The sequence below is a fragment of the Camelimonas sp. ID_303_24 genome (assembly GCF_053543495.1).
Genome location: NZ_JBLLJM010000002.1, coordinates 297,799 through 316,750, shown reverse-complemented (window position 1 = coordinate 316,750; position 18,952 = coordinate 297,799). Strand labels below are relative to the sequence as shown.

General features: G+C 64.8%; 13 protein-coding genes and 2 tRNA genes. 4 read left to right on the top strand and 11 right to left on the bottom strand.

Annotation, left to right across the window (positions count from 1 at the left end; genetic code table 11):
* Positions 1-359: 359 nt before the first annotated feature.
* Entirely contained in the window at positions 360-1,586 is a 1,227-nt protein-coding gene (locus ACERNI_RS01920) for an ABC transporter substrate-binding protein (protein ID WP_448831569.1), read from the bottom strand.
* A 351-nt stretch (positions 1,587-1,937) separates the two neighbouring features.
* Positions 1,938-2,906 carry an alpha/beta fold hydrolase gene (locus ACERNI_RS01915; RefSeq protein WP_448831568.1) on the bottom strand — a complete coding sequence of 323 codons (969 nt, stop codon included), beginning with the start codon at positions 2,904-2,906 and terminating at the stop codon, positions 1,938-1,940.
* A 467-nt stretch (positions 2,907-3,373) separates the two neighbouring features.
* Between ACERNI_RS01915 and ACERNI_RS01910 the strand changes: the two genes are divergently transcribed.
* Complete coding sequence (locus ACERNI_RS01910; RefSeq protein WP_448831567.1) at positions 3,374-3,754, top strand: hypothetical protein; 381 nt, start codon at positions 3,374-3,376, stop codon at positions 3,752-3,754.
* Positions 3,755-3,988: 234 nt separating this feature from the next.
* Here ACERNI_RS01910 and ACERNI_RS01905 read toward each other — a convergent pair whose 3' ends face one another.
* The 7 genes from ACERNI_RS01905 to ACERNI_RS01875 form a co-directional block, all read right to left on the bottom strand.
* Positions 3,989-5,146, bottom strand: coding sequence for an SAVED domain-containing protein (locus tag ACERNI_RS01905; protein WP_448831566.1), 1,158 nt, complete (start codon positions 5,144-5,146; stop codon positions 3,989-3,991).
* A gap of 2 nt (positions 5,147-5,148) precedes the next feature.
* Positions 5,149-5,607: a hypothetical protein gene (locus tag ACERNI_RS01900; RefSeq protein WP_448831565.1), complete on the bottom strand. Its 459-nt coding sequence runs from the start codon at positions 5,605-5,607 to the stop codon at positions 5,149-5,151.
* Positions 5,608-5,642: 35 nt separating this feature from the next.
* The gene (locus ACERNI_RS01895; protein ID WP_448831564.1) at positions 5,643-6,836 is read right to left on the bottom strand and encodes a nucleotidyltransferase domain-containing protein; all 1,194 of its coding nucleotides are present in this window, start codon (positions 6,834-6,836) and stop codon (positions 5,643-5,645) included.
* Positions 6,837-7,194: 358 nt separating this feature from the next.
* Positions 7,195-10,932, bottom strand: coding sequence for a vitamin B12-dependent ribonucleotide reductase (locus ACERNI_RS01890; protein WP_448831563.1), 3,738 nt, complete (start codon positions 10,930-10,932; stop codon positions 7,195-7,197).
* A gap of 859 nt (positions 10,933-11,791) precedes the next feature.
* Complete coding sequence (rnk, locus tag ACERNI_RS01885; protein WP_448831562.1) at positions 11,792-12,199, bottom strand: nucleoside diphosphate kinase regulator; 408 nt, start codon at positions 12,197-12,199, stop codon at positions 11,792-11,794.
* 567 nt (positions 12,200-12,766) lie between these two features.
* A tRNA-Arg gene (locus ACERNI_RS01880) sits at positions 12,767-12,843 on the bottom strand.
* A gap of 339 nt (positions 12,844-13,182) precedes the next feature.
* Entirely contained in the window at positions 13,183-13,491 is a 309-nt protein-coding gene (locus tag ACERNI_RS01875; protein ID WP_448831561.1) for an ETC complex I subunit, read from the bottom strand.
* 407 nt (positions 13,492-13,898) lie between these two features.
* On the opposite strand from ACERNI_RS01875, the gene ACERNI_RS01870 reads away from it, so the two are divergent.
* Together ACERNI_RS01870 and ACERNI_RS01865 are read left to right on the top strand one after the other, a co-directional pair.
* Positions 13,899-14,426, top strand: a complete 528-nt coding sequence (locus ACERNI_RS01870; protein WP_448831560.1) for an invasion associated locus B family protein — start codon at positions 13,899-13,901, stop codon at positions 14,424-14,426.
* A 508-nt stretch (positions 14,427-14,934) separates the two neighbouring features.
* A tRNA-Pro gene (locus ACERNI_RS01865) sits at positions 14,935-15,011 on the top strand.
* Positions 15,012-15,321: 310 nt separating this feature from the next.
* On the opposite strand, the gene ACERNI_RS01860 is transcribed toward ACERNI_RS01865, so the two are convergent.
* Both ACERNI_RS01860 and ACERNI_RS01855 read right to left on the bottom strand, forming a co-directional pair.
* Positions 15,322-15,732 (bottom strand): hypothetical protein, encoded by a 411-nt coding sequence (locus ACERNI_RS01860; RefSeq protein WP_448831559.1) that lies wholly within the window; start codon positions 15,730-15,732, stop codon positions 15,322-15,324.
* Between the two features lie 301 nt (positions 15,733-16,033).
* A complete protein-coding gene (locus ACERNI_RS01855; RefSeq protein WP_448831558.1) occupies positions 16,034-16,432 on the bottom strand; it encodes a hypothetical protein in 399 nt (132 codons plus the stop codon).
* Between the two features lie 643 nt (positions 16,433-17,075).
* On the opposite strand from ACERNI_RS01855, the gene ACERNI_RS01850 reads away from it, so the two are divergent.
* Entirely contained in the window at positions 17,076-18,854 is a 1,779-nt protein-coding gene (locus ACERNI_RS01850) for an ArnT family glycosyltransferase (protein WP_448831557.1), read from the top strand.
* Positions 18,855-18,952: the final 98 nt, after the last annotated feature.

The following is an 18,952-nucleotide window of genomic DNA, read 5'->3' as shown; positions in this document are numbered from 1 at the left end:
AAAGGCGCTGCGACGCCCCAGCCTTTCACGCGACGTCCCGGGTTTTCGCTCCAGTTCTCCAGCTGTTTTCCGGATTTGCGCCGCCGCCACGTCCGCGCCGCGGCTAGAGCGCTTTCCGATCATCTGGAATCAGCTGATCGATCAGAATTCGCTCAAAACAAGGAAAATTAGAGCAGCTTGCGATCCAGATTGATCGAAACCTGCTCTAACGACGCTCGCGTCGCCGCGATAACCGCGCCGCGGATGGATGCAAAAAATGCCGGCCAGACGGGCGCTCGTCTGGCCGGCAGCGCGCCGCCGGACCATCAGGGAGGAGGCTGGCCCGGCGGAAACGGCGGTGGCTCAGATCATTTGCCAGATCATCTTCCTGGCTGCGCCCCGGCCTGCTTCACGAAGGCGCATTCGCTTTCCGACAGCGGCCGCGTGGCTTCTTCAGCCGAAAGCTTCTGGACCGGCGTCATCACATCCCATTCACCCCTGGACTCGCCAGGCTTCTTGACCTGGTACAGGTACATGGGGCGGGCGGCGCGGCCATCTTCGCGCACCTTGACATTGTCCGACATGAAGTCGTTGACCGGCAATTCCTTGATCCTGGCGACCACGGTTTTGGTATCCGTGGTTCCGGCGGCCTGCACGGCTTTCAGATAGTGGTTGACGGCGCTGTAGACGCCGGCCTGCATGCTGTTGGGCATCTTTTTGGCGCGTTCGTAGAAGCGTTTGGCGAAGGCCCGGGTCTTCTCGTCCTGATCCCAGTAAAACGCCTCGGACAGCAGCAGGCCCTGGGCGGCGTCGATGCCGAGACCGCGCACATCGTTGATGTAGGACAGGAACGACGCCATTTTCGTCTTGTCCTGGCTGACGCCGAACTCGCGCGCCTGCTTGATGAAGTTCACGAGGTCGGCGCCGGCGATGCCGAGCAGGATGGCGTCGGCGCCGCTGCCCTGCGCCTGCAGGATGAACGACGAATAATCCTTGTTGTTCAACGGCACGCGAATGCTGCCGGCCGGCTTGCCGCCAGCCGCGGTGGCGAACTGGGTTCCATCGCGCTGCAGGGCGTTGGCGACGCCATAGTCGACGAGGATCATGTAGAAGCTTTTGGCGCCGCTGCGGATCGTGGCCGTGCCGATGGTCTTTGCCAGCCCATAGGTGTCATACACCCAGTGGAACGAGGTCGGCGTGCAGAACTTGCCGCTCAGGTCGCTGCTGCCGGCATTGGTGATCATGTCGATCTTGCCGGCATTGGCCGCGACGTTGCGCACCGCGAGGGCGACGGCCGAGTTGCCGAGGCCGGTCACCATGTCGACGCCGTCCACATCGAACCAGCGTTTGGCGATCGGCGCGCCGACATCTGCCTTGTTGGTATGGTCAGCGAAAACGATCTCGACCTTGCGGCCAAGTACTTCCTTCATGTCCTCGGCCGCCAGTTGCGCGGCAATCACCGAGCCCTGGCCGGAAACATCTTCATAAGGCCCTGACAAATCGTCCAGAACGCCAATTTTCAGCGGTGGTTTCGTCTCGGCGATGGCCGCCGCGCCGGACAGCAGCGCAATCGCGCAGCCCGCCAGAAGTTTGCCCGCAAAACGCATGTTTCGTCCCCTGATCCAACGGGATTCATACTTTAAGTTATATAAATATACCAAACAGTACGATTGAGCCGACGTCAAGCGCCGTCGCGGGGGAGGCGACGAGAACTGGAGCTGGCGGCAACCGGATATTCCAGAATGGGTTGGGGGCCGCCGCTCCGCGCTATCGAAAATGGCGTGCAACCTGAACGCGCCTGTGGTGCGCCAGGCTGGCTGGCAAGGGTTGCACCGCGCGCCGGACAATAGCGGCGGGCGCCTTTCACGGCGCCGCCGCAGCCTGGTTTGAACGATCTGGTTCGGGCGATCCAGTTGGTTTGCCAGAATGCCGGCGGCCCGGGGGATGGGCGCCGCGGTTCAGCGCAAGTCAGCCAGCCAGGGCAAAAGCAGGTCGTTGACCTCGCCGGGGCGCTCCTGCTGGGTCCAGTGGCCGCAGCCGGCAAGCACATGCGCGCCCTGCAGGTTGGTCACATGCTTCTTCATCAACTCAACCGGATCGGAGCCGCCAAACATATTGAAGGCGGGGTCCCGGTCGCCGGCAATGAACAGCGATGGCTGGGTGATCTTCCGCCCCCTGAACTGCTGCAGATAGGCGAAATCGCGCTCATGATTGCGGTAACGGCTGAGCGGCCCGAAGAAGCCGGATCCCACGAACTGGCCGACATAATAATCGAGGTCGGCCTCCGTCATCCACGCCGCCGCCGCTGACGGGCGCGGCAGCCCGGTCAGCAGATCCGCATCGGCGGTCTTGTTCTTTGGCCAGGATCCGTCCGGCGCGTCGCCGGAAATCGCGTGATAAAAGGCTGCCAGGAAATCACGGGGATCATTGTCAAAAGCGTGTTCCGCGCGCCCGACCTCCTGAAAATAGACCTGATAGAAGAAGCGGTTTTTGGAGGTGAACAGCTCGTTGAAAACCTCGGTCATCGGCCGGTGCGGAACGCCAGCGTGCACGATCGACATGGCTGAGACGGCACGGAATTTGTCCGGCCGCGTCATCGTGGCGTTCCAGACGATCGGCGCGCCCCAGTCATGACCGATCAGGATCGCCTGCGCGCCCGGCTGCAACGCGTCGACAACGCCAACCAGGTCGCCGATCATATTCTCCATCGCATAGTCTTCGACCCTGGGCGGCTTGGCTGAGCCGCCATAGCCGCGCACATCAATGGCGCAGGCCGTGAAGCCGGCGGCGGCAATCGGGCCGATCTGATGGCGCCAGGAATACCAGGATTCCGGAAAGCCATGGACCATGATGACGAGGGGGCCAGTCCCCTCGACCACAGCCCGGATACGCGTACCTCCGGCATTGATCATCTGGAAATTGGGCATTGGTCGCGCTCCCTTCAGGCGGCCAGTGGCGGGATCGACGCATGGCGAAGCCGGGCCATTGCGCCCTGTGACTGTCTTTGCATGAACGCCGGCTTGCGGCGCCGCCCGAAGCGGGGCGACCCGCAACCTGTCCGGACAAACATGCTGGCGCTGACGCAAGCCACCGGTTTCCAGGCCACCGGTTTCCAAGCGACCGATTCTATGGCGTGAGGCGGCGGTTAATAATCCCAGTATCGCGGCAGGCTCCGGGATTGCAATGCAATCCAATGGCGACCCGGATGACGACGGCCGAGCATGGCGGCTGGCTGTCCCCGGGTAAAACGGTAACGCGCCCCCACCACCCGCCGGCGATGCTTCAGGTTACAAGCAGGTTCCGATGGAGCCTGACGCGATGATCCCCCAAGAGGATCACCAGAAGCCGCCACGAGGGGATCAGACAACGCATGAGGGCGTTCGCCATGAAGCCAGTGAGCGCACGGCCTGCCGTGAAGCATGTCGGCTTCGGCGGCTTTGCCGCGCTGGCGGCGCCAGGCGCATCCGCCCGCGCCGAACCGTCATCGAATGCGCCGCTGGTTGGCGGCGCCATGGTTCACGCCCGGGACGCGCCGCCGGTCACGGAATTGATCGGGCGTGTCGAAGCCATCAATGCCGTCGATATTCTCTCGCGCGCCAGTGGTTTCGTGCGCGCGTCATTTCAGGGAAGGCGATCTGGTCGCGAAGGGCAGGAGCTCTACAGAATCGAACCGGACGCCGGCGAGATCGCCCTCAGCGAGGCCGAGGCGGCGCTCGCCGCGCGGCTGGACGCCTGCGAGGCGCGCGTCAGGCAGGCGCGCCTGAACCTAAGCTAGGCGAAGAAACCGGACGCCATTCTCACCTCTTGAGTTTCGCGAGATGGCCTGCTGCCGGTTTCGTGGACACGAAGATAAATCTAGGCATTGAACCCTCAGGTGATCGCCGTATTACGCTCCAGTAGCCAACGACGGCGGTGGCGCTGCGCCGCCGCGGATTGGCAACCGGACCTTTTCAACCGGGGCGCGGCCTACGCGCATTTGTCGAACGATTGGCTGCAATACCACGGGTGCTTAGATGTGCCTGATCTCCAGCGCGGCAAAGAAGCCACCGTTCTTGCGGTTCTGGTCGTAAATGAGCAGCGGCAGGTCTGCCTTCGGCATCCATACGCGTCCGGTTTCCACCGCAACGGATACCGGTACCGCTGGAAAGACATGGATGTTGGCTTCCTCACCATGAGCGGCTTTGATGCGATCATAGATGCCCCGGAGAATTCTTCGGTATGACACCAAGTCCTCGGGGCGGCGCATGGCATCGTTCCCGGGATCTGCTGCGGTGATCGACCAGATGGCTGTTCCCGTACCTAGTACGGAGACGATGCGGTCGTCGTTCAGTGTTGCGCTTACACCAAGCTTCAGAGCGACGACGTTACCGGTCGGCGACTTCGGTTCGTGGACGATGAAGTCGATAGATGGCCCATCCATCTGCCATTTCCACGTTTCTGGCTCCCGATGCCGTTGATGCACGCTGACATTCGGGATGTCCCCGAGCAGCCGACCGAGCTCGATCAGCAGCGGCATCGGCGCGAGCGCGAACACGCTGATATGCCGGATCTCCTGCCGCTCGATCCGACCCCGAACTTGGGCGTCGAACTGGCGGCGCATGTTCTCTCGCAGGCCTTGCCAGTAGGCCGGCTCCGTGTCCTCGAACGAGAAGCCGGGCATGTCTAGGTCGATGGCGCGGCCATCGTTGTCGGGGGAGCGCTCGGGAAGCATCGCATCGAAGATGTCCTGCTTCGATACTAGCGCCTGGTTTGAGCCGATGTTGGCGCCGAACCTGAGCACATGCGAGGCGCGATCCGGCATGATCGATGTCTGGATCTCGACGCGCCGCTCATGCTCTTCCTTCATCGCGAGCAGCACGTCTTCTGGGTGGTCGTCCTTATAGTCGACGTCGACTTTCTTATGGCATCTGCCGCAAAGCAGCATGAGATTGCTGATGTCGCCCGCGAGCGCAGCCGAACGGACCGGATCGTAGCGCGGCCCTCCCACGCCGGAGCCGCTTTTGGGCACGTCCCCGATGACGTGCGCCTTGTAGCCGAACTTGCCCATGGTCTTGCCGGCCAGCAGATCCCCGACCAGGTTCTCATTGCAACCTCGATACTGGCAACGCCCGGCGGACCTGGCCCAAAGAGCGTACTCGACCTTCGGAGCGATCTTCGTTCCGGCCATGCCTAAGCAGCCTTTCTTTCCTTCGCCGCGAGCGCGCGCCGGACGTGGCGACCGCCCTCATCGAGCTCGCGGTCCGCGACGTGAACGCCGCCACCGTGCCATTCGCCAGTCGCCAGCCAGTCCTCGAAGTACCACAGCCAAAGCACCGCCCACGGCACGATGGTGCGGTCGAGCAACATGCTCGGGAGCCATTCGTATGCGTCGGGCAGATAGAGACAGAGGCGGGTGGGGCGTTCGGAATAGACATGAGGGATGCGCGCGCCATTCGCGAGCAACGTCAGGTCGGGCTCGTCGACATAGATCCGCGGAGGCACGCCACGGGCGTAGGTCAATCGCAGCCCGTAGATTCGCGATATGGGGCTGGGGGAAGCCGCGAACCGCCAGGTCAGTCCACCGCCTTCGATGCCGCCGTCGCCCTTGGTCAGCGGGTTCGACCGCAGGTTCACAAGCTGCTGGGGCATCGTCAGGTGAGGTGGTTGGCGTGGTATGTTCACCCTCAATCCCGCCCGAAGAACGTGTTGGCACGAACCGGCACCGACGCCGCTACGCACGAAGCCGCTGTTACGCCGAAGAGCGGTGCCACACGTAGCGAGCCGGTTCGGCGTGCGGATGAAATCTCCTCGTCGAGCGCCGTGAAGGCCCTTGCGACTGGTCTCGGCCCAAAGGCGTCGTCCATCTGCCGGCGAACTACGTCGGTGCCCTCGGCGAGCGCGAGCCGCTCCATGTCAGCGATGGCCCTGGCATGCCAGGCATAGAAAGCTGTTGCCCGCTGGCCATCGTCGTTCCAGCGCTCGGCGAAGTTTTCGTCGATCGTGGTCTCGTTGGGGATCCAGTAGCCCCGCGACCCGTCCGGAAGCGTCGTGCCGATGAACTGCGGCATCCGGCCCAGGACGGCCATCATCAGGTCGAACTCCGTATCGTAGACCGCCTCTTCGATGCATGCCTCATAGCTCCAGGCCAGGAGCGTTGTGAGGATGACGGAAATCGGCGAGAGAGCCGGGTCGAGTCCCTCGAAGTGGACGTCTCGGTGGCGCTTGGCGACTTGGACGATGTTGCAGAGCAGGCTCCGGCCGCTGGCCGTCTTAGGGAATGGCTCAATGTCCGCCCGGGCCCCCTCGGGCATGTCGAACGCGCGCGTGACCCGCAAGCGGGGTACGATGGCGGCACGCCGTTCAAACGCCCGGCGATAGCCTCTAGGATTGCTTCCCTTCCATTCGCGAAGCGTCCTGTCCGGAACGAGTTCCCCGCCTTGGCGGCAGCGCGGATCGAAGATCGCCGGTGTGATGTCGAGATGGAACTCGTTCGCGTAGACTAGGCGCCAACAACGGCATTTCTCCTCTAGGAGCTGCGCGTAGATCGCATTCTCCTTGAGACGGTTTCCAACGACTGCCTTGACGAAAGCCGGCGAAAGATCGGTGGTACCGGCGGGCATGAAAGCGACGAGGTCGACGTCGTGCTCGTTGCGGCCGATCGGCTTCACCGACGTCCCGAGCGCGGTCGAGCCCTGGAGGTAGATCGAGAAGTCGCGCAGGAGGAAGTGATCCCCCTCCGAAAGCCACTCCGCGACGCCTTCATAGCGCTTCTGCGCTTGCCGTAAGCGCGCTTCTGAGATGTCCAGCTCGGAGCAAAGCCGAGCGAGGAGATTGATGAGGTAGGCCTTCCTGAAGGCGGGACGCTGATCAATGATCATGATGTTCGCCGAACGAAAGTGGCGAGGCAGGCTGGGCGGTCTTCGAGGACTCCTGAGCCTTCAATCGTCGCCACTGATGCATTCTCCTCTTCGAGTAGGCGCTCATCGGTCCTCGCACGCTTCGGTTTCAATTCATGATTTGTTCGCTTTGCCAGCCGGGCGGCCACTTTCTGGCCGCCCGGTCACTCATTTTGGTCAATGATCCAGCCGACAAACTTTGTGGTTTGCCGCCTTCAAACTTATCGTCACTGCCGACACACTATGGGGGCTGGCACAGCTTCCCACTGTCGTTTGCGGCAAATTCCCGTCAAATGCGGACAAACTTTGGGTTTCCCCACATTATCCGCGCGTGTGCTGGTCAGCTGCAACCAGTCGTGCCGCCGCAGGTGTCGCATTTCAGGCAGGTGCCGTTGCGGACCAGGGTGAAGTTGCCGCATTCGCCGCAGGCGTCGCCCTGGTAGCCCTTCATCAGCGCTTCCTTGCGACGGTCCGAGGAGGATGGCGCAGCCGCTGCGGCTGCCGAGCCGGCCGGGGCGAACTGCAGCTTCGCCGAAATGGCTTCAGCCTGGGCCTCGTCATCGTCGTTGTCGTTCAGCTCCGGCAGCGGCTCCTTCAGGGCCGTCGCCGCCTGGGCGCCGCCAAAGGCGGTGGGGGCTCCGTCATGGCCGCCGGCGATGGCCAGCAGGTTGGTCGGCTGGCGGCCGCGCACGAAGCCCCTGGAAACCAGCGGACGCGGGGCGGGCGTCGGCGCTGGCTCGCCGTCGGGCTGCTGCCGGCCCTGGGCCGCGCCCTTGCCGATCACGTCGAAGCCGATCTCGGACGGGTCGACGTGGGCGAGATCGTCGCGGCCGAGATAGGAGATCGCCAGTTCGCGGAACACATAGTCGAGGATCGACGTGGCGTTCTTGATCGACTGGTTGCCCTGGACGAAGCCGGCCGGCTCGAACCTGGTGAAGGTGAAGGCCTCGACATATTCGTCCAGCGGCACGCCGTATTGCAGGCCGAGCGAGATGGCGATGGCGAAATTGTTCATCATGGCGCGGAAGGCGGCGCCTTCCTTGTGCATGTCGATGAAGATCTCGCCGAGGCGGCCATCCTCATATTCGCCGGTGCGCACATAGACCTTGTGGCCGCCGACCATGGCCTTCTGGGTGTAGCCCTTGCGGCGCTCCGGCAGCTTCTCGCGCTCGCGGATCCGCTGCACCCGCTCCACCACCTTCTCGACGATGCGCTCGGCCACCTGGGCGGTGCGGGCCGCCGTCGGCTGGGCCAGCAGGGTGTCGACGGCGTCCTCGACCTCGTCGTCCTCGTCCGAGATCAGCGCGGCGTTGAGCGGCTGCGACAGCTTGGAGCCGTCGCGATACAGGGCGTTGGCCTTCAGGCCGAGGCGCCAGGACAGCATGTAGGCGCTGGAGCAGTCCTCCACCGTCGCGTCGTTCGGCATGTTGATGGTCTTGGAGATGGCGCCGGAGATGAACGGCTGCGCCGCCGCCATCATCTGGATGTGGCTCTCCACCGACAGGTAGCGCTTGCCGATGCGACCGCACGGATTGGCGCAGTCGAACACCGCATAGTGCTCTTTCTTCAGGTGCGGGGCGCCTTCCAGGGTCATGGCGCCGCAAACGTGGATGTTGGCGGCCTCGATGTCCTTGCGGCTGAAGCCGAGGAACGTCAGCAGCTCGAAGGAGGGGTCCTCGAGCCGCTCGGCCGGAACCTTCAGCTTGCCCGTCAGCAGTTCCTCGCCCAGCGTCCATTTGTTGAAGACGAACTTGATGTCGAAGGCGCTCGGCAGCGCCTTTTCGATGGCGGCGATGGCCGCGTCGTCAAAGCCCTTCGCCCGCAACGTCGTGTGGTTGACGCCCGGCGCCTGGCCCAGCGAGCCGTGGCCGATGGCGTAGGCTTCGATCTCGGCGATCTGCGCTTCCGCGTAGCCAAGGCGGCGCAGGGCGTCCGGCACGGCGCGGTTGATGATCTTGAAATAGCCGCCGCCAGCCAGCTTCTTGAACTTCACCAGGGCGAAGTCGGGCTCGATGCCGGTGGTGTCGCAATCCATCACCAGGCCAATGGTGCCGGTGGGGGCGATCACCGTCGCCTGGGCGTTGCGGAAACCATGCTCCTGCCCGAGGCTCAGGGTCTCGTCCCAGGCGGCGCGGGCGACCTCGATCAGCCGCTGGTCCGGGCACGAGGCGGCGTCGAGCGCCACCGGGGTCACCGCCAGGCCCTCATAGCCGTTGGTCGCGCCATGGGCGGCGCGGCGATGGTTACGGATAACCCGCAGCATGTGATCGGCGTTGCGGGCATAGCCAGGGAACGGCCCAAGCTCCTTCGCCATTTCGGCGGAGGTGGCGTAGGACACGCCGGTCATGATGGCGGTGAGGGCGCCGGTGAGGGCGCGGCCCTCGCGGCTGTCATAGCCGAGGCCCATGGTCATCAGCAGGCCGCCGATATTGGCGTAGCCAAGGCCGAGGGTGCGGAATTCGTAAGACAGGCGGGCGATTTCCTTCGACGGAAACTGCGCCATGGTCACCGAAATTTCCAGCACCACCGTCCACAACCGGCAGGCATGGGCAAAGCTGTCCACGTCCATGCGCTCGGCGTCGCGGTCATAGAACTGCAGCAGGTTGGCCGAGGCCAGGTTGCAGGCCGTGTCGTCCAGGAACATGTACTCCGAGCACGGATTGGAGGCGCGAATGCGGCCGTCCGCCGGGCAGGTGTGCCAGTCGTTCATGGTGGTGTTGTAGTGCAGGCCAGGATCGGCCGACGCCCAGGCGGCGTAGCTGATCTTCTCCCACAGGTCGCGGGCGGCCAGGGTCTTCTTCACCTTGCCGTCGCGGTAGTTCAGCGCCCACGCGCCGTCATTCTCGACAGCCCGCAGGAAGTCGTCGGTCAGCGACACCGAATTGTTGGAGTTCTGGCCGGAGACGGTGAGGTAGGCCTCCGAATCCCAGTCGGTGTCGTAGACGTCGAAATCGAGGTCGCGGTAGCCCTGGCGGGCGTACTGGATGACGCGCTTCAGGTAGCTGTCCGGCACCTGGGCGCGACGGGCGAGGCGCAGTTCGCGCTTCAGCACCGGGTTGCGCTCCGGGTCGAAGCAGGCGTCGCCTTCACCCTCGCAGTTCACGCAAGCCTTCAGCACCGCCTTCATGTGGCGGCGCACGGTCTTGGAGCCGGTGACGAGCGCGGCGACCTTCTGCTCCTCCTTCACCTTCCAGTCGATGTAGGCTTCGATATCCGGGTGATCGACGTCGACCACCACCATCTTGGCGGCGCGGCGCGTGGTGCCGCCTGACTTGATCGCCCCGGCGGCGCGATCGCCGATCTTCAGGAATGACATCAGGCCGGACGAACGGCCGCCGCCGGACAGGCGCTCGCCGTCGCCGCGCAGGGCCGAGAAATTGGAGCCGGTGCCGGAGCCGTATTTGAACAGGCGCGCCTCGCGCACCCACAGGTCCATGATGCCGCCTTCATTCACCAGATCATCGGCGACGGACTGGATGAAGCAGGCGTGCGGCTGCGGATGCTCATAGGCCGATTCGGAGGCCTTCAGCTCGCCGGTCTGGAAGTCGACGTAATAGTGGCCCTGGCCAGGGCCATCGATGCCATAGGCCCAGTGCAGGCCGGTGTTGAACCACTGCGGCGAGTTGGGCGCGACCATCTGGTTGGCCAGCATGTAGCGCAGTTCGTCAAAGAAGGCGCGGGCGTCATCCTCGGCGGTGAAATAGCCGCCCTTCCAGCCCCAATAGGTCCAGCAGCCGGCGAGGCGGTCGAAAACTTCCCGGGCCGAGATTTCCGAGCGGGTGCGCTCGTTGGCGGGCAGGGCGGCGAGAGCGGCGTCATCGGCCACCGAGCGCCACAGCCAGGACGGGACGCCATTTTCCTCAACGCGCTTCAGCCGCGACGGCACGCCAGCCTTGCGGAAATATTTCTGGGCGAGCACGTCGGCAGCCACCTGGCTCCAGCCCGCCGGGACTTCCATGTCCTCCAGACGGAAGACCACGGAGCCATCCGGGTTGCGGATCTCGCTGGTGGCCTTGCGAAACGCAATGCTCTCCCAGACTGGCTTGCCCTCGTTGGTGTAACGCCGCTCGATCCGCATGGAAGACTCCGTCACGCCTGCCGTATTTATCTGGCGGCGGCTCAGCTGTGTCGTGGCGATGGGCATTTTCCGCGAGGCGCGAACACCCCACATCGGGAAAATGCGGCAATTCAAAAAATGGGCGAACCCTGGCCGCGAACTGCCGGGCCTGCCCTGGGGCGCACAGCGCCGCGCAGCCAGAGAAACCGCGCGCCACAAGCGACTGTCGTATGAGACGGTCCAGCACAGCGCGAAGCCTCACCAGGGAGCGCCCGCCGTCTGTCGCCAGAGCAACCGGACGTTAGCCGGGTCTGAATGCCCCTGCAATCGTCTCGCCTCGCGTCACGCACTATATATAGATGAATTAACGGATCGTCACTCTAGGACTTGTGTCTGGCGACATCCGGCTTGACGCGCGCAACCTGCGGCGAACACGAGGTTTTCGGCATGATCGTCGCCGTTTCCCCGGTGGTTATCAAATTGTAAAAGGGCATGCGCCATGTGGAAACCGGGGACTTTTTCACGGCCTGGCCGCCCAGATGTGGATGCAGCACATTTGCCTGGAGCGCTGTTGCCTTTAAGGCGCCCTGTGATCGGCGGCTTTCGCGGCGTGGCAGGCGCCGCCTGTGAGCGGCGGCCGATCGCGTATTCGTGAAACGCCAGGCTGCGCCGGAAGCGGCGATCCCCCAGGAGAAAGCCTGCGCGCCAGGCCTGGCCGCCGGCGCAACGCCGCGTCATGCCAAACCGGCGGGCCGATGCCCGCCGAATCAGATCAGCGCCGCTCAAAATGACCCGCAATGAGCGGACGCCTGATGACGGCCGTGACCCGGCTACATCGCCGGCCGGGAGGCGGGACGCGCCGGGCGCCTGCCCCGTCGGCTCAGGCTGCCGGCGGCTTGACGTCGACGATGGTCAGCTGGTGGGCGGTCCCGTCCCGGGCGGTCCATTTGATGGACTGGCCCGGACTCAGTCCGATAAGCGCCGCGCCGATGGGCGTGAGAATCGAAATCCGACCGGCTTCGATATCCGCCTCGCCAGGATAGACCAGCCGTACGGTCCGCTCGGCCGCGTCGGCCCGGTAGGTGACCGTTGACCCCATGCGCACCCGGTCAGCCGGCGCCGAGCCATCCTTCACCACGCGGGCCCGGTCCAGTTCCTGGAGCAGCGTTTCGGCGACATCCGGCATGCGGTCGCTGGCGGCTTCGGCCAGCATGGTGAGGCGATGATGATCATCCGCGCTGATAACCAGCGCAGGCAAACGGGAGCGGGTGCTGCTGAGTTTGGTCATGGGTCAGGCCTTCCAATCCGGCGCGCGGTTTCGCTGGACCGGGTGCAATAAAACAATGTGTTGGGGAAAGCGCGCCTGCTACGGACAGACGGAAGGCCTGAAAACACAGGCAGCTCGTCCCCGACGTCCGGGGCGCGCGGACGAACGTCGGGCTAGTGTCCCGCTATCGGGCAGTTGGCTTGCGGATGTCCCGCTGTGGCGAGCACGTCGTTCATACAGGAAAGATGTCGACGCGACGCCAGAAAGTCAAGGATTCGAACGGAAATCGAACGCCCTGACAGCGATCCGCCAACGGCTATCGCGCGCCCCGCGGCCGTGGCGCGGCGCATCGGAAAGGCCGCGGCCGCCGGGCGTCAGGAAAACGCCGGACCATTCTATCAGGGGCGGCCATGGCGGTGGAAAAGCAGCTGGCGAGATTGCCGACGGGGCAGGCGGGGCGCGGCAAAAAGTCCTCGCGAAGCCGGCGATGCTGCGCCTCGTCGGCGCGCCGTAACCAGCGGCATTTATCCCAACCATATGATCGGGATGTATCCTAACCAGCCTAAACTATCTGATTTGTATAAGGTTTGGCGACCCCGGCAGGATTCGAACCTGCGACATTCGACTTAGAAGGTCGACGCTCTATCCAGCTGAGCTACGGGGCCCCATGGCATGCTGGCGAACCAGCCATGAAGAACGTGTGTCAAAAACCGCGACGCATCCGGCTGTCTGGGCCTGCCGGGCCGACGCGCCAGCGCCCGGCAACCCTGCGCCTGACCCAGGCGCAGCGCCGGCAGCCGGATCTGGCGAACAATAACTGGCCGCGTGATTCCGCCAGTCAATTCCACGGTCATATAGGGCAAAATCCGGCGCATCGGCAGCGAAAATCGCCGTCACCCCGGTTTTTGGCGGCTCCCGGCGGCCTGCAGGATATCAGGCGTCACACCGCCTGATGCCGTCATCCGGGGCTGTCTCCCCCGCCTGCGCGACCGATCAATGGGGCCTCAATGAGTCCACTGGCCAATGCGGTCAGATTTGAAATTGTCGGAATAGGCCGGGTTATGACGCGGCCGGGTCGGACGCGGCTCTTCAACGCGCCAGGCGATGCCATTGCGCTCCGCATAGGCGATGGCGTCTTCCTTGCTGTCGAACCACAGGCGCAGTTGCTGGCGCGTGTCCGAAGAACTCGTCCACCCCATCAACGGCTCCACGCTGCGTGGCGAGGCCGGATCGAATTCAAGCAGCCAGCGGCCGGATTTGGCCTTGCCAGACTGCATGGCGTTACGGGCGGGCTGCAGAATGCGCGCGGTCATCGGGACTTTCCAACCAGATAAGGTTTGCCAACCAGAGAAGGTTTGCCACCCAGAGAAGTGTTTGCCAGCCAGAGGAGCAATTGCCCGGCGTGCAGGCATTGCTGACCCGGTACCATATTACGCGACCCGATGACAATTCGCGCTCTCGTCCGCGCCGCCCGTCCTGGCGCCATGGGGCGCGTCGTCTTGCCAGCCGGAGGCAAAATTTTCAGAGGCTGACGTTCTGGGATATACGTTCGGGCGGAGTGAAGAATCGCGCGCCGGGATAAATGTGGGCCGCAAAAACGCCACAGGCGTGTTTCTATACTTCTATATTGATGTGAATTCTAATATATACATTATCAAGCCATCGTGGCCGGATGTCGCGTCTGGTCTGTTTTGCCATTCTTCCTGATGAGAACGCTCATATGATTCGCGCTGGTATTGTAGCGACGGCCATTTTCGCCGCCACGTCCGCTTTCGCGCAAACGGGCAGCCCGCTGCCCGGCGGCGCCTCCTCCTTGCGGGAGACCCACGGCGACTGGGTGGTGAATTGCATTACGCCCAAGGATCGCAAGCTGTGCACCGTGTCGCAGCAACTGGCCCAGCAGTCCCAGGGCGGCGGCGCGCAGCGCGTGCTGTCCATCGAGCTGACGCCGTCCGCCAAGGGAGCCGAGGGGGCGCTGCTGCTGCCATTTGGCCTGCTGGTGGCCAAGGGGGCCGCGGTGCAGGTTGACGATGGCAAGGCGCTGGCGGCGACACCGATCCGCACCTGTGTGCCGGGCGGCTGCATCGCGCCGCTGACCCTTGATGCCTCTACGGTCGCCAGCATGCGCAAGGGCAAGCAGCTCAAGCTCAACCTGTTCGCCAGCGATACGGAAAAGCCGTTCGCGCTGAACGTGTCGCTCAAGGGTTTTGGCGACGCGCTTGATCGCGCAAGCGCGCTCCTGAAGTAAGCCAGCCGCCAAAAGGTAGCTCCGGAGCCAATGGGGGGACGCTGCCTCCGGCCCCGGCTATCGCTGGTTAACGTCGCGCGGCTTCGGGTTTCCGTTGCGACGCCGGAGCATTTTGCGGGAACGGGAGCTTCCCGGAGCTTCCCGGCCAGGCGATGCCTCCCGTTGCCCACAGGTCTGGCATCTGAAGTCCCCAGCGCCCGGTGGGGTTCTGGCGTCATATTCGATCCGCTGAAATTGGCGCACCATGCCCGGGGCCTGCATGCGGACCAGGGCGCGTGGCTGATTCCAGCAGCCAGATCGCATTGGCCAGATCCTGAAGCGTATTTTGGCCGAGCGACGTTGCCCGGCCGATCCTGATTGCCTCAACCTGGGAGACGCCAGACAATCGGGAGGGAGGCAGCCGGAGGCTGCCCGGCGATTTGATCCGCCAAACAGTCCACCGTTTTTTTCCAGCAATAACTTGCGCGAAAAGTGGGAAGCGCATAGAAAGCACGAGCTTTCAGCACGTCGGGGCATAGCGCAGTCTGGTAGCGCATCTGCTTTGGGAGCAGAGGGTCGCAGGTTCAAATCCTGCTGCCCCGACCATAAATCAACATGCTGCTGAAGTAATGCTTCCCCAGGCATATCGTCGGGCCGGGTTGCCGGCGTCGTCCGCGATGGGCAGCGTGCGAGCCGGATCAGGCTCTGACAGAATTCCAGCCATACATGATTTTCGATTTCCGGTTACGCCTCGCGCTGACCGGCGTCCTGTTGTGCTGTTCGCCTGGGCATCCGCGCCCCGGGGCGGAGACAATCCCGCAGCAGCAATGTCGCGTCAGCTGACGCAAAAAAATCAGGCCAGCCCCACCTGAAAGTGAAGCTGGCCTCCCGTTCTCACGCAATCCGGCGCTGGGCGTCAGCTGCGCCCGCCGCGTCCCTGATGCTGGCGGCGCTCCTGATCCATCACCGAGCGGACAATGGCCGCGTATTGCTCGCGCGCCTGGGCTTCCGTGATTTCACCGCGCTGGATCTTTTCGGCAAGCGCGATGTTCTGCGCCACCAGAATGCGGGAAATGCGCTGCTCCTCCGGCGGGGCGTAAGGGGTGATGTAGCGCTCGCGCACGGCGGCCTTGCATTTGGTGGAGGCGACGATATTGGCCGACGCCTGGTCGCAGCGCGCGTACTCAGCCTCCGCCGTCTTCGCATCCTGGGCCTTTACGGCCTGCAATTGCGAGGGCGTCATGTTTGCCACATTGCGGGCGCCAGTGGTCTGGCAGGCGGTGAGAAGCGTCAGCGCAGTCAGGGTGGCGAGCAATTTGTGCATCATGGGCCTCGCGATTTTAAGGAAGGGGCCGGTCGCTTCGCATGGGCGACACAACGGCGATCATGGCGAAACCGGAGCCGCTTCCCAGGACGCCTCGCGCTCCGGGGAAATGCGCCGGTTCGAAACGCTGGAGCAGACAGCTCCGTCTGTAGCGGAAAACCGGCCCGCCCGGCGGCGCCTGTTCAGGCACGGGCCGGTGCGCCGTTTTCTCCAGATTGGCGCTATTATGAACAGGGCGCCAGCCAATGGGACCGCTTTCAACATCCAGGGGCGCACGATAACGAACACATGTAGCGCGTCTGCCTCAGCCGGACGGCGGCGTGGGGTCTTTCCTGACGGATTCGACCGCATCGCGCAATAGCCGCTCCGCCGCCGTCGCGTGCGCCCGGATGCGGGCGCCCTGGGCGCCAGATTCCATTTCCGCCGCATGGGCAAGTATGGGCGCTATGTTCCGGCGCAACCGCCGCTCCAGAAAAGAATCGAGCACATCCGGCCCGTACAGCTCCACCAGATGACAGAGGCAGTCTTCGAGGCCCGCGCGCAACACCATGACTTCCGCGCTTGGCGGCGCGGCGGCTGGCTCTCCCGCTGGCGCGCGCCCGTTGTCCGCATCGCCGGCGCCTTCCTGCGCCGCCCGGCCGGCGTGGCCGTCGTCGCTGGCGACAGGCCGCAGTGACGTCGCGCGGCGTCCACCCCCGGGCAATGGCCCGTCTCCGGGCCGGGAGCTGGGGTCGGCTTTTTCAAAGGCTCTGCGCCAACCGGGTTTTTTCATGCCACCCCTCCGTCCGCATCCATCGACGCATCCTGACCATAGATTCCCGTCGCGCCAAATCAATGTTGCGCAGATCACATGGTTCGCAAGCAGGCTCCAGGCTGGCGGATGGCGGGGCAGGGTTGAACGGCGACGGCTGGCGCGGCGCGTGAACCGCCGCGCGCTGTCATTGAGGACGCGGGCAAGACGCGTTAAAGCAGGCAAGACGCGTCAAGGCGGAGCGATGGAGCCGTCAGGCAGGCCCCCTCAGGGCTGCGTCCTGACAGGGTTCGCGTTGTCCCTGGAGACCAGGCGCATGCCGCCGGCGCGCTGTGAACGGATCGCCGCCTGATCTCCGGCCAGCGGACCGCCGTTTCCGGGGGGCGGGCAGGCATGAGAGGCCGCCCTGGATCATTGGCCCTGCGCGCCGGCGCGCCTGATTCAGGCGGGTGGCGCGCTGTTTGCGCTTTCCCGAAAGCGACGCGTCGTTTCCGGGAAAGCGCCCAAATCGACCCTGCATTGACGCCAGCTCCCTGGACGCCAGCCGGCTGTATGCGCCAGCCCCCTGTACGCCAGCCCCTTGCAAGAGAACCCGATGTCCCACGCTGCCCCTTCGAACCTGCCTGGCGTCGCCTCTGCAACGCCGCCCGTTCCGGCCCCTGGCGACCGCCGCGCGCTGGGTCTGCTGTCGTGGCTGGAAGCTTCGCACTGGCGGGCGGTTGCGGCGTTGCTGCTGCTGTCGCTGGCCCTGTTCCTGCCTGGGTTCTCCTCGCTCCAGCCCATGGATCGCGACGAGCCGCGCTTCGCCCAGGCGACGAAGCAGATGCTGGAAACAGGCGACTACATCGCCATCCGCTTCCAGGACGAGGCCCGCAACAAAAAGCCGGCGGGCATCTATTGGCTGCAGGTTGGCGCGGTGAAAATTGGTGAGGCGCTCGGCGTCCCGGAAGCGCGCGCCACCATCGCCCTGTACCGGGCGCCGTCGCTGCTCGGCGCCATCGCCGCCGTGCTGCTGACCTATTGGGCGCTGCTGGCGTTCGGCGGCCGCAGGCTCGCCATCACCGGAGCAGCGTTGTTCGCCGCAACCATCCTGCTCGGCGTCGAGGCCCGCCTCGCCAAGACCGACGCTGTGCTCACCGCCTGTTGCGTCATGCTGATGGGCGGCCTGGCGCGGGCGTGGATGCCGTCGCGGCGCGATCTGCAGCGCGATGGCGACGCAACGCCGGCGCTGCCGCCGGGCGTGCGCCTGGCGTTCTGGGGCGCGCTGGCCGCATCCATCCTGGTAAAGGGGCCGGTTGGGTTGATGATCGTGGCGCTGCCGGCCATCGCCCTCAGCATCTGGCTGCGCTCGGCGCGCTGGCTGCTGGCGCTGCGGCCACTATCAGGCGCGCTGCTTGTGCTGCTGCTCACGGCGCCGTGGTTCATCGCCATCGCCATTGAGACGAAGGGCGCCTTTTTCGCCGAAGCCGTCGGCAAGGACATGCTCGGCAAGGTGGGCGGCGGCCAGGAGAAACACTGGGGGCCGCCTGGCGCCTATTTCATCGCTTTCTTCGGCACGGCCTGGCCACTGGCCCCGTTCGCGGCCATCGCCGCGCAAACCCTGTGGCGCGAGCGTCGTAACGATGCGGTGGCCTTCGCTTTGGCCTGGATCATTCCGGCGTGGCTGATCTTCGAGGCGGTGCCAACCAAACTGCCGCACTATGTGCTGCCCCTGTATCCGGCGGTGGCCATGCTCGTCGCCCGCGCCCTGTGCAACGGTTCGCTGGCCCCCTCGCAGCGCTGGGGCGCCCGTCCGGCCATGCTGTTGCTGCCGCTGATTCCGGTGGCCGCCCTGTTCCTGCTGCCGGCCGCCGGCTGGGCGCTGGATGGCGCCATTACCTGGATCGCGGTTCCCGGCCTGCTGGTCGCCGCCGCGATCGCCATCACCGGCTGGCTGGCCTATTGCGCCGGCCACATCTGGCGCTCGGCGCTGCTGGCGATTTTCTGCTCGGTGGTTTTCGTCGCCACCGTGCTGGGGGTAACGCAGCCGCATCTGGCGGGTCTGCGCACCTCGCCGCGCCTTGCCGAAGCCATGCGCACCGCCGCCGCCGCGGCGGGCTGCCCGGAAGTGAAGGCGCTGACCGCCGGCTACCGCGAGCCAAGCCTGGTGTTTCTGACCCAAACCGGCCTGGTAATGGCCGATGGCGCCGCCGCCGCCGACTGGATCCGCCATGGGCCGTGCCGCGTCGCCTTTGTCACGGCGCTCGAGGAGCCGGCCTTCCAGCAGCGCCTGACGGGCGATCCGCGCCAGCCGACGCTCACCACCCGCATCAGGGGCTTCAATCTCAATGGCGGCAAGCGCCTCGACATTGGCGTCTGGATGTCGGCGCGGTAGCGGCGGCCCCGGTCGCCTGCAACGTCGTGACGCCAGCGCGGGCAGCCATGCGCGCCGCAAGATTGCCGCATGGGCCTGCGCTTGCTATGTGCGCGCCC

Coding starts and splice junctions, on each gene's coding strand:
- ACERNI_RS01920 (WP_448831569.1), bottom strand. CDS start 1,586: ATGCGTTTTGCGGGCAAACTTCTGGCGGGCTGCGCGATTGCGCTGCTG.
- ACERNI_RS01915 (WP_448831568.1), bottom strand. CDS start 2,906: ATGCCCAATTTCCAGATGATCAATGCCGGAGGTACGCGTATCCGGGCT.
- ACERNI_RS01905 (WP_448831566.1), bottom strand. CDS start 5,146: ATGGCCGGAACGAAGATCGCTCCGAAGGTCGAGTACGCTCTTTGGGCC.
- ACERNI_RS01900 (WP_448831565.1), bottom strand. CDS start 5,607: ATGCCCCAGCAGCTTGTGAACCTGCGGTCGAACCCGCTGACCAAGGGC.
- ACERNI_RS01895 (WP_448831564.1), bottom strand. CDS start 6,836: ATGATCATTGATCAGCGTCCCGCCTTCAGGAAGGCCTACCTCATCAAT.
- ACERNI_RS01890 (WP_448831563.1), bottom strand. CDS start 10,932: ATGCGGATCGAGCGGCGTTACACCAACGAGGGCAAGCCAGTCTGGGAG.
- rnk (WP_448831562.1), bottom strand. CDS start 12,199: ATGACCAAACTCAGCAGCACCCGCTCCCGTTTGCCTGCGCTGGTTATC.
- ACERNI_RS01875 (WP_448831561.1), bottom strand. CDS start 13,491: ATGACCGCGCGCATTCTGCAGCCCGCCCGTAACGCCATGCAGTCTGGC.
- ACERNI_RS01870 (WP_448831560.1), top strand. CDS start 13,899: ATGATTCGCGCTGGTATTGTAGCGACGGCCATTTTCGCCGCCACGTCC.
- ACERNI_RS01860 (WP_448831559.1), bottom strand. CDS start 15,732: ATGATGCACAAATTGCTCGCCACCCTGACTGCGCTGACGCTTCTCACC.
- ACERNI_RS01850 (WP_448831557.1), top strand. CDS start 17,076: ATGTCCCACGCTGCCCCTTCGAACCTGCCTGGCGTCGCCTCTGCAACG.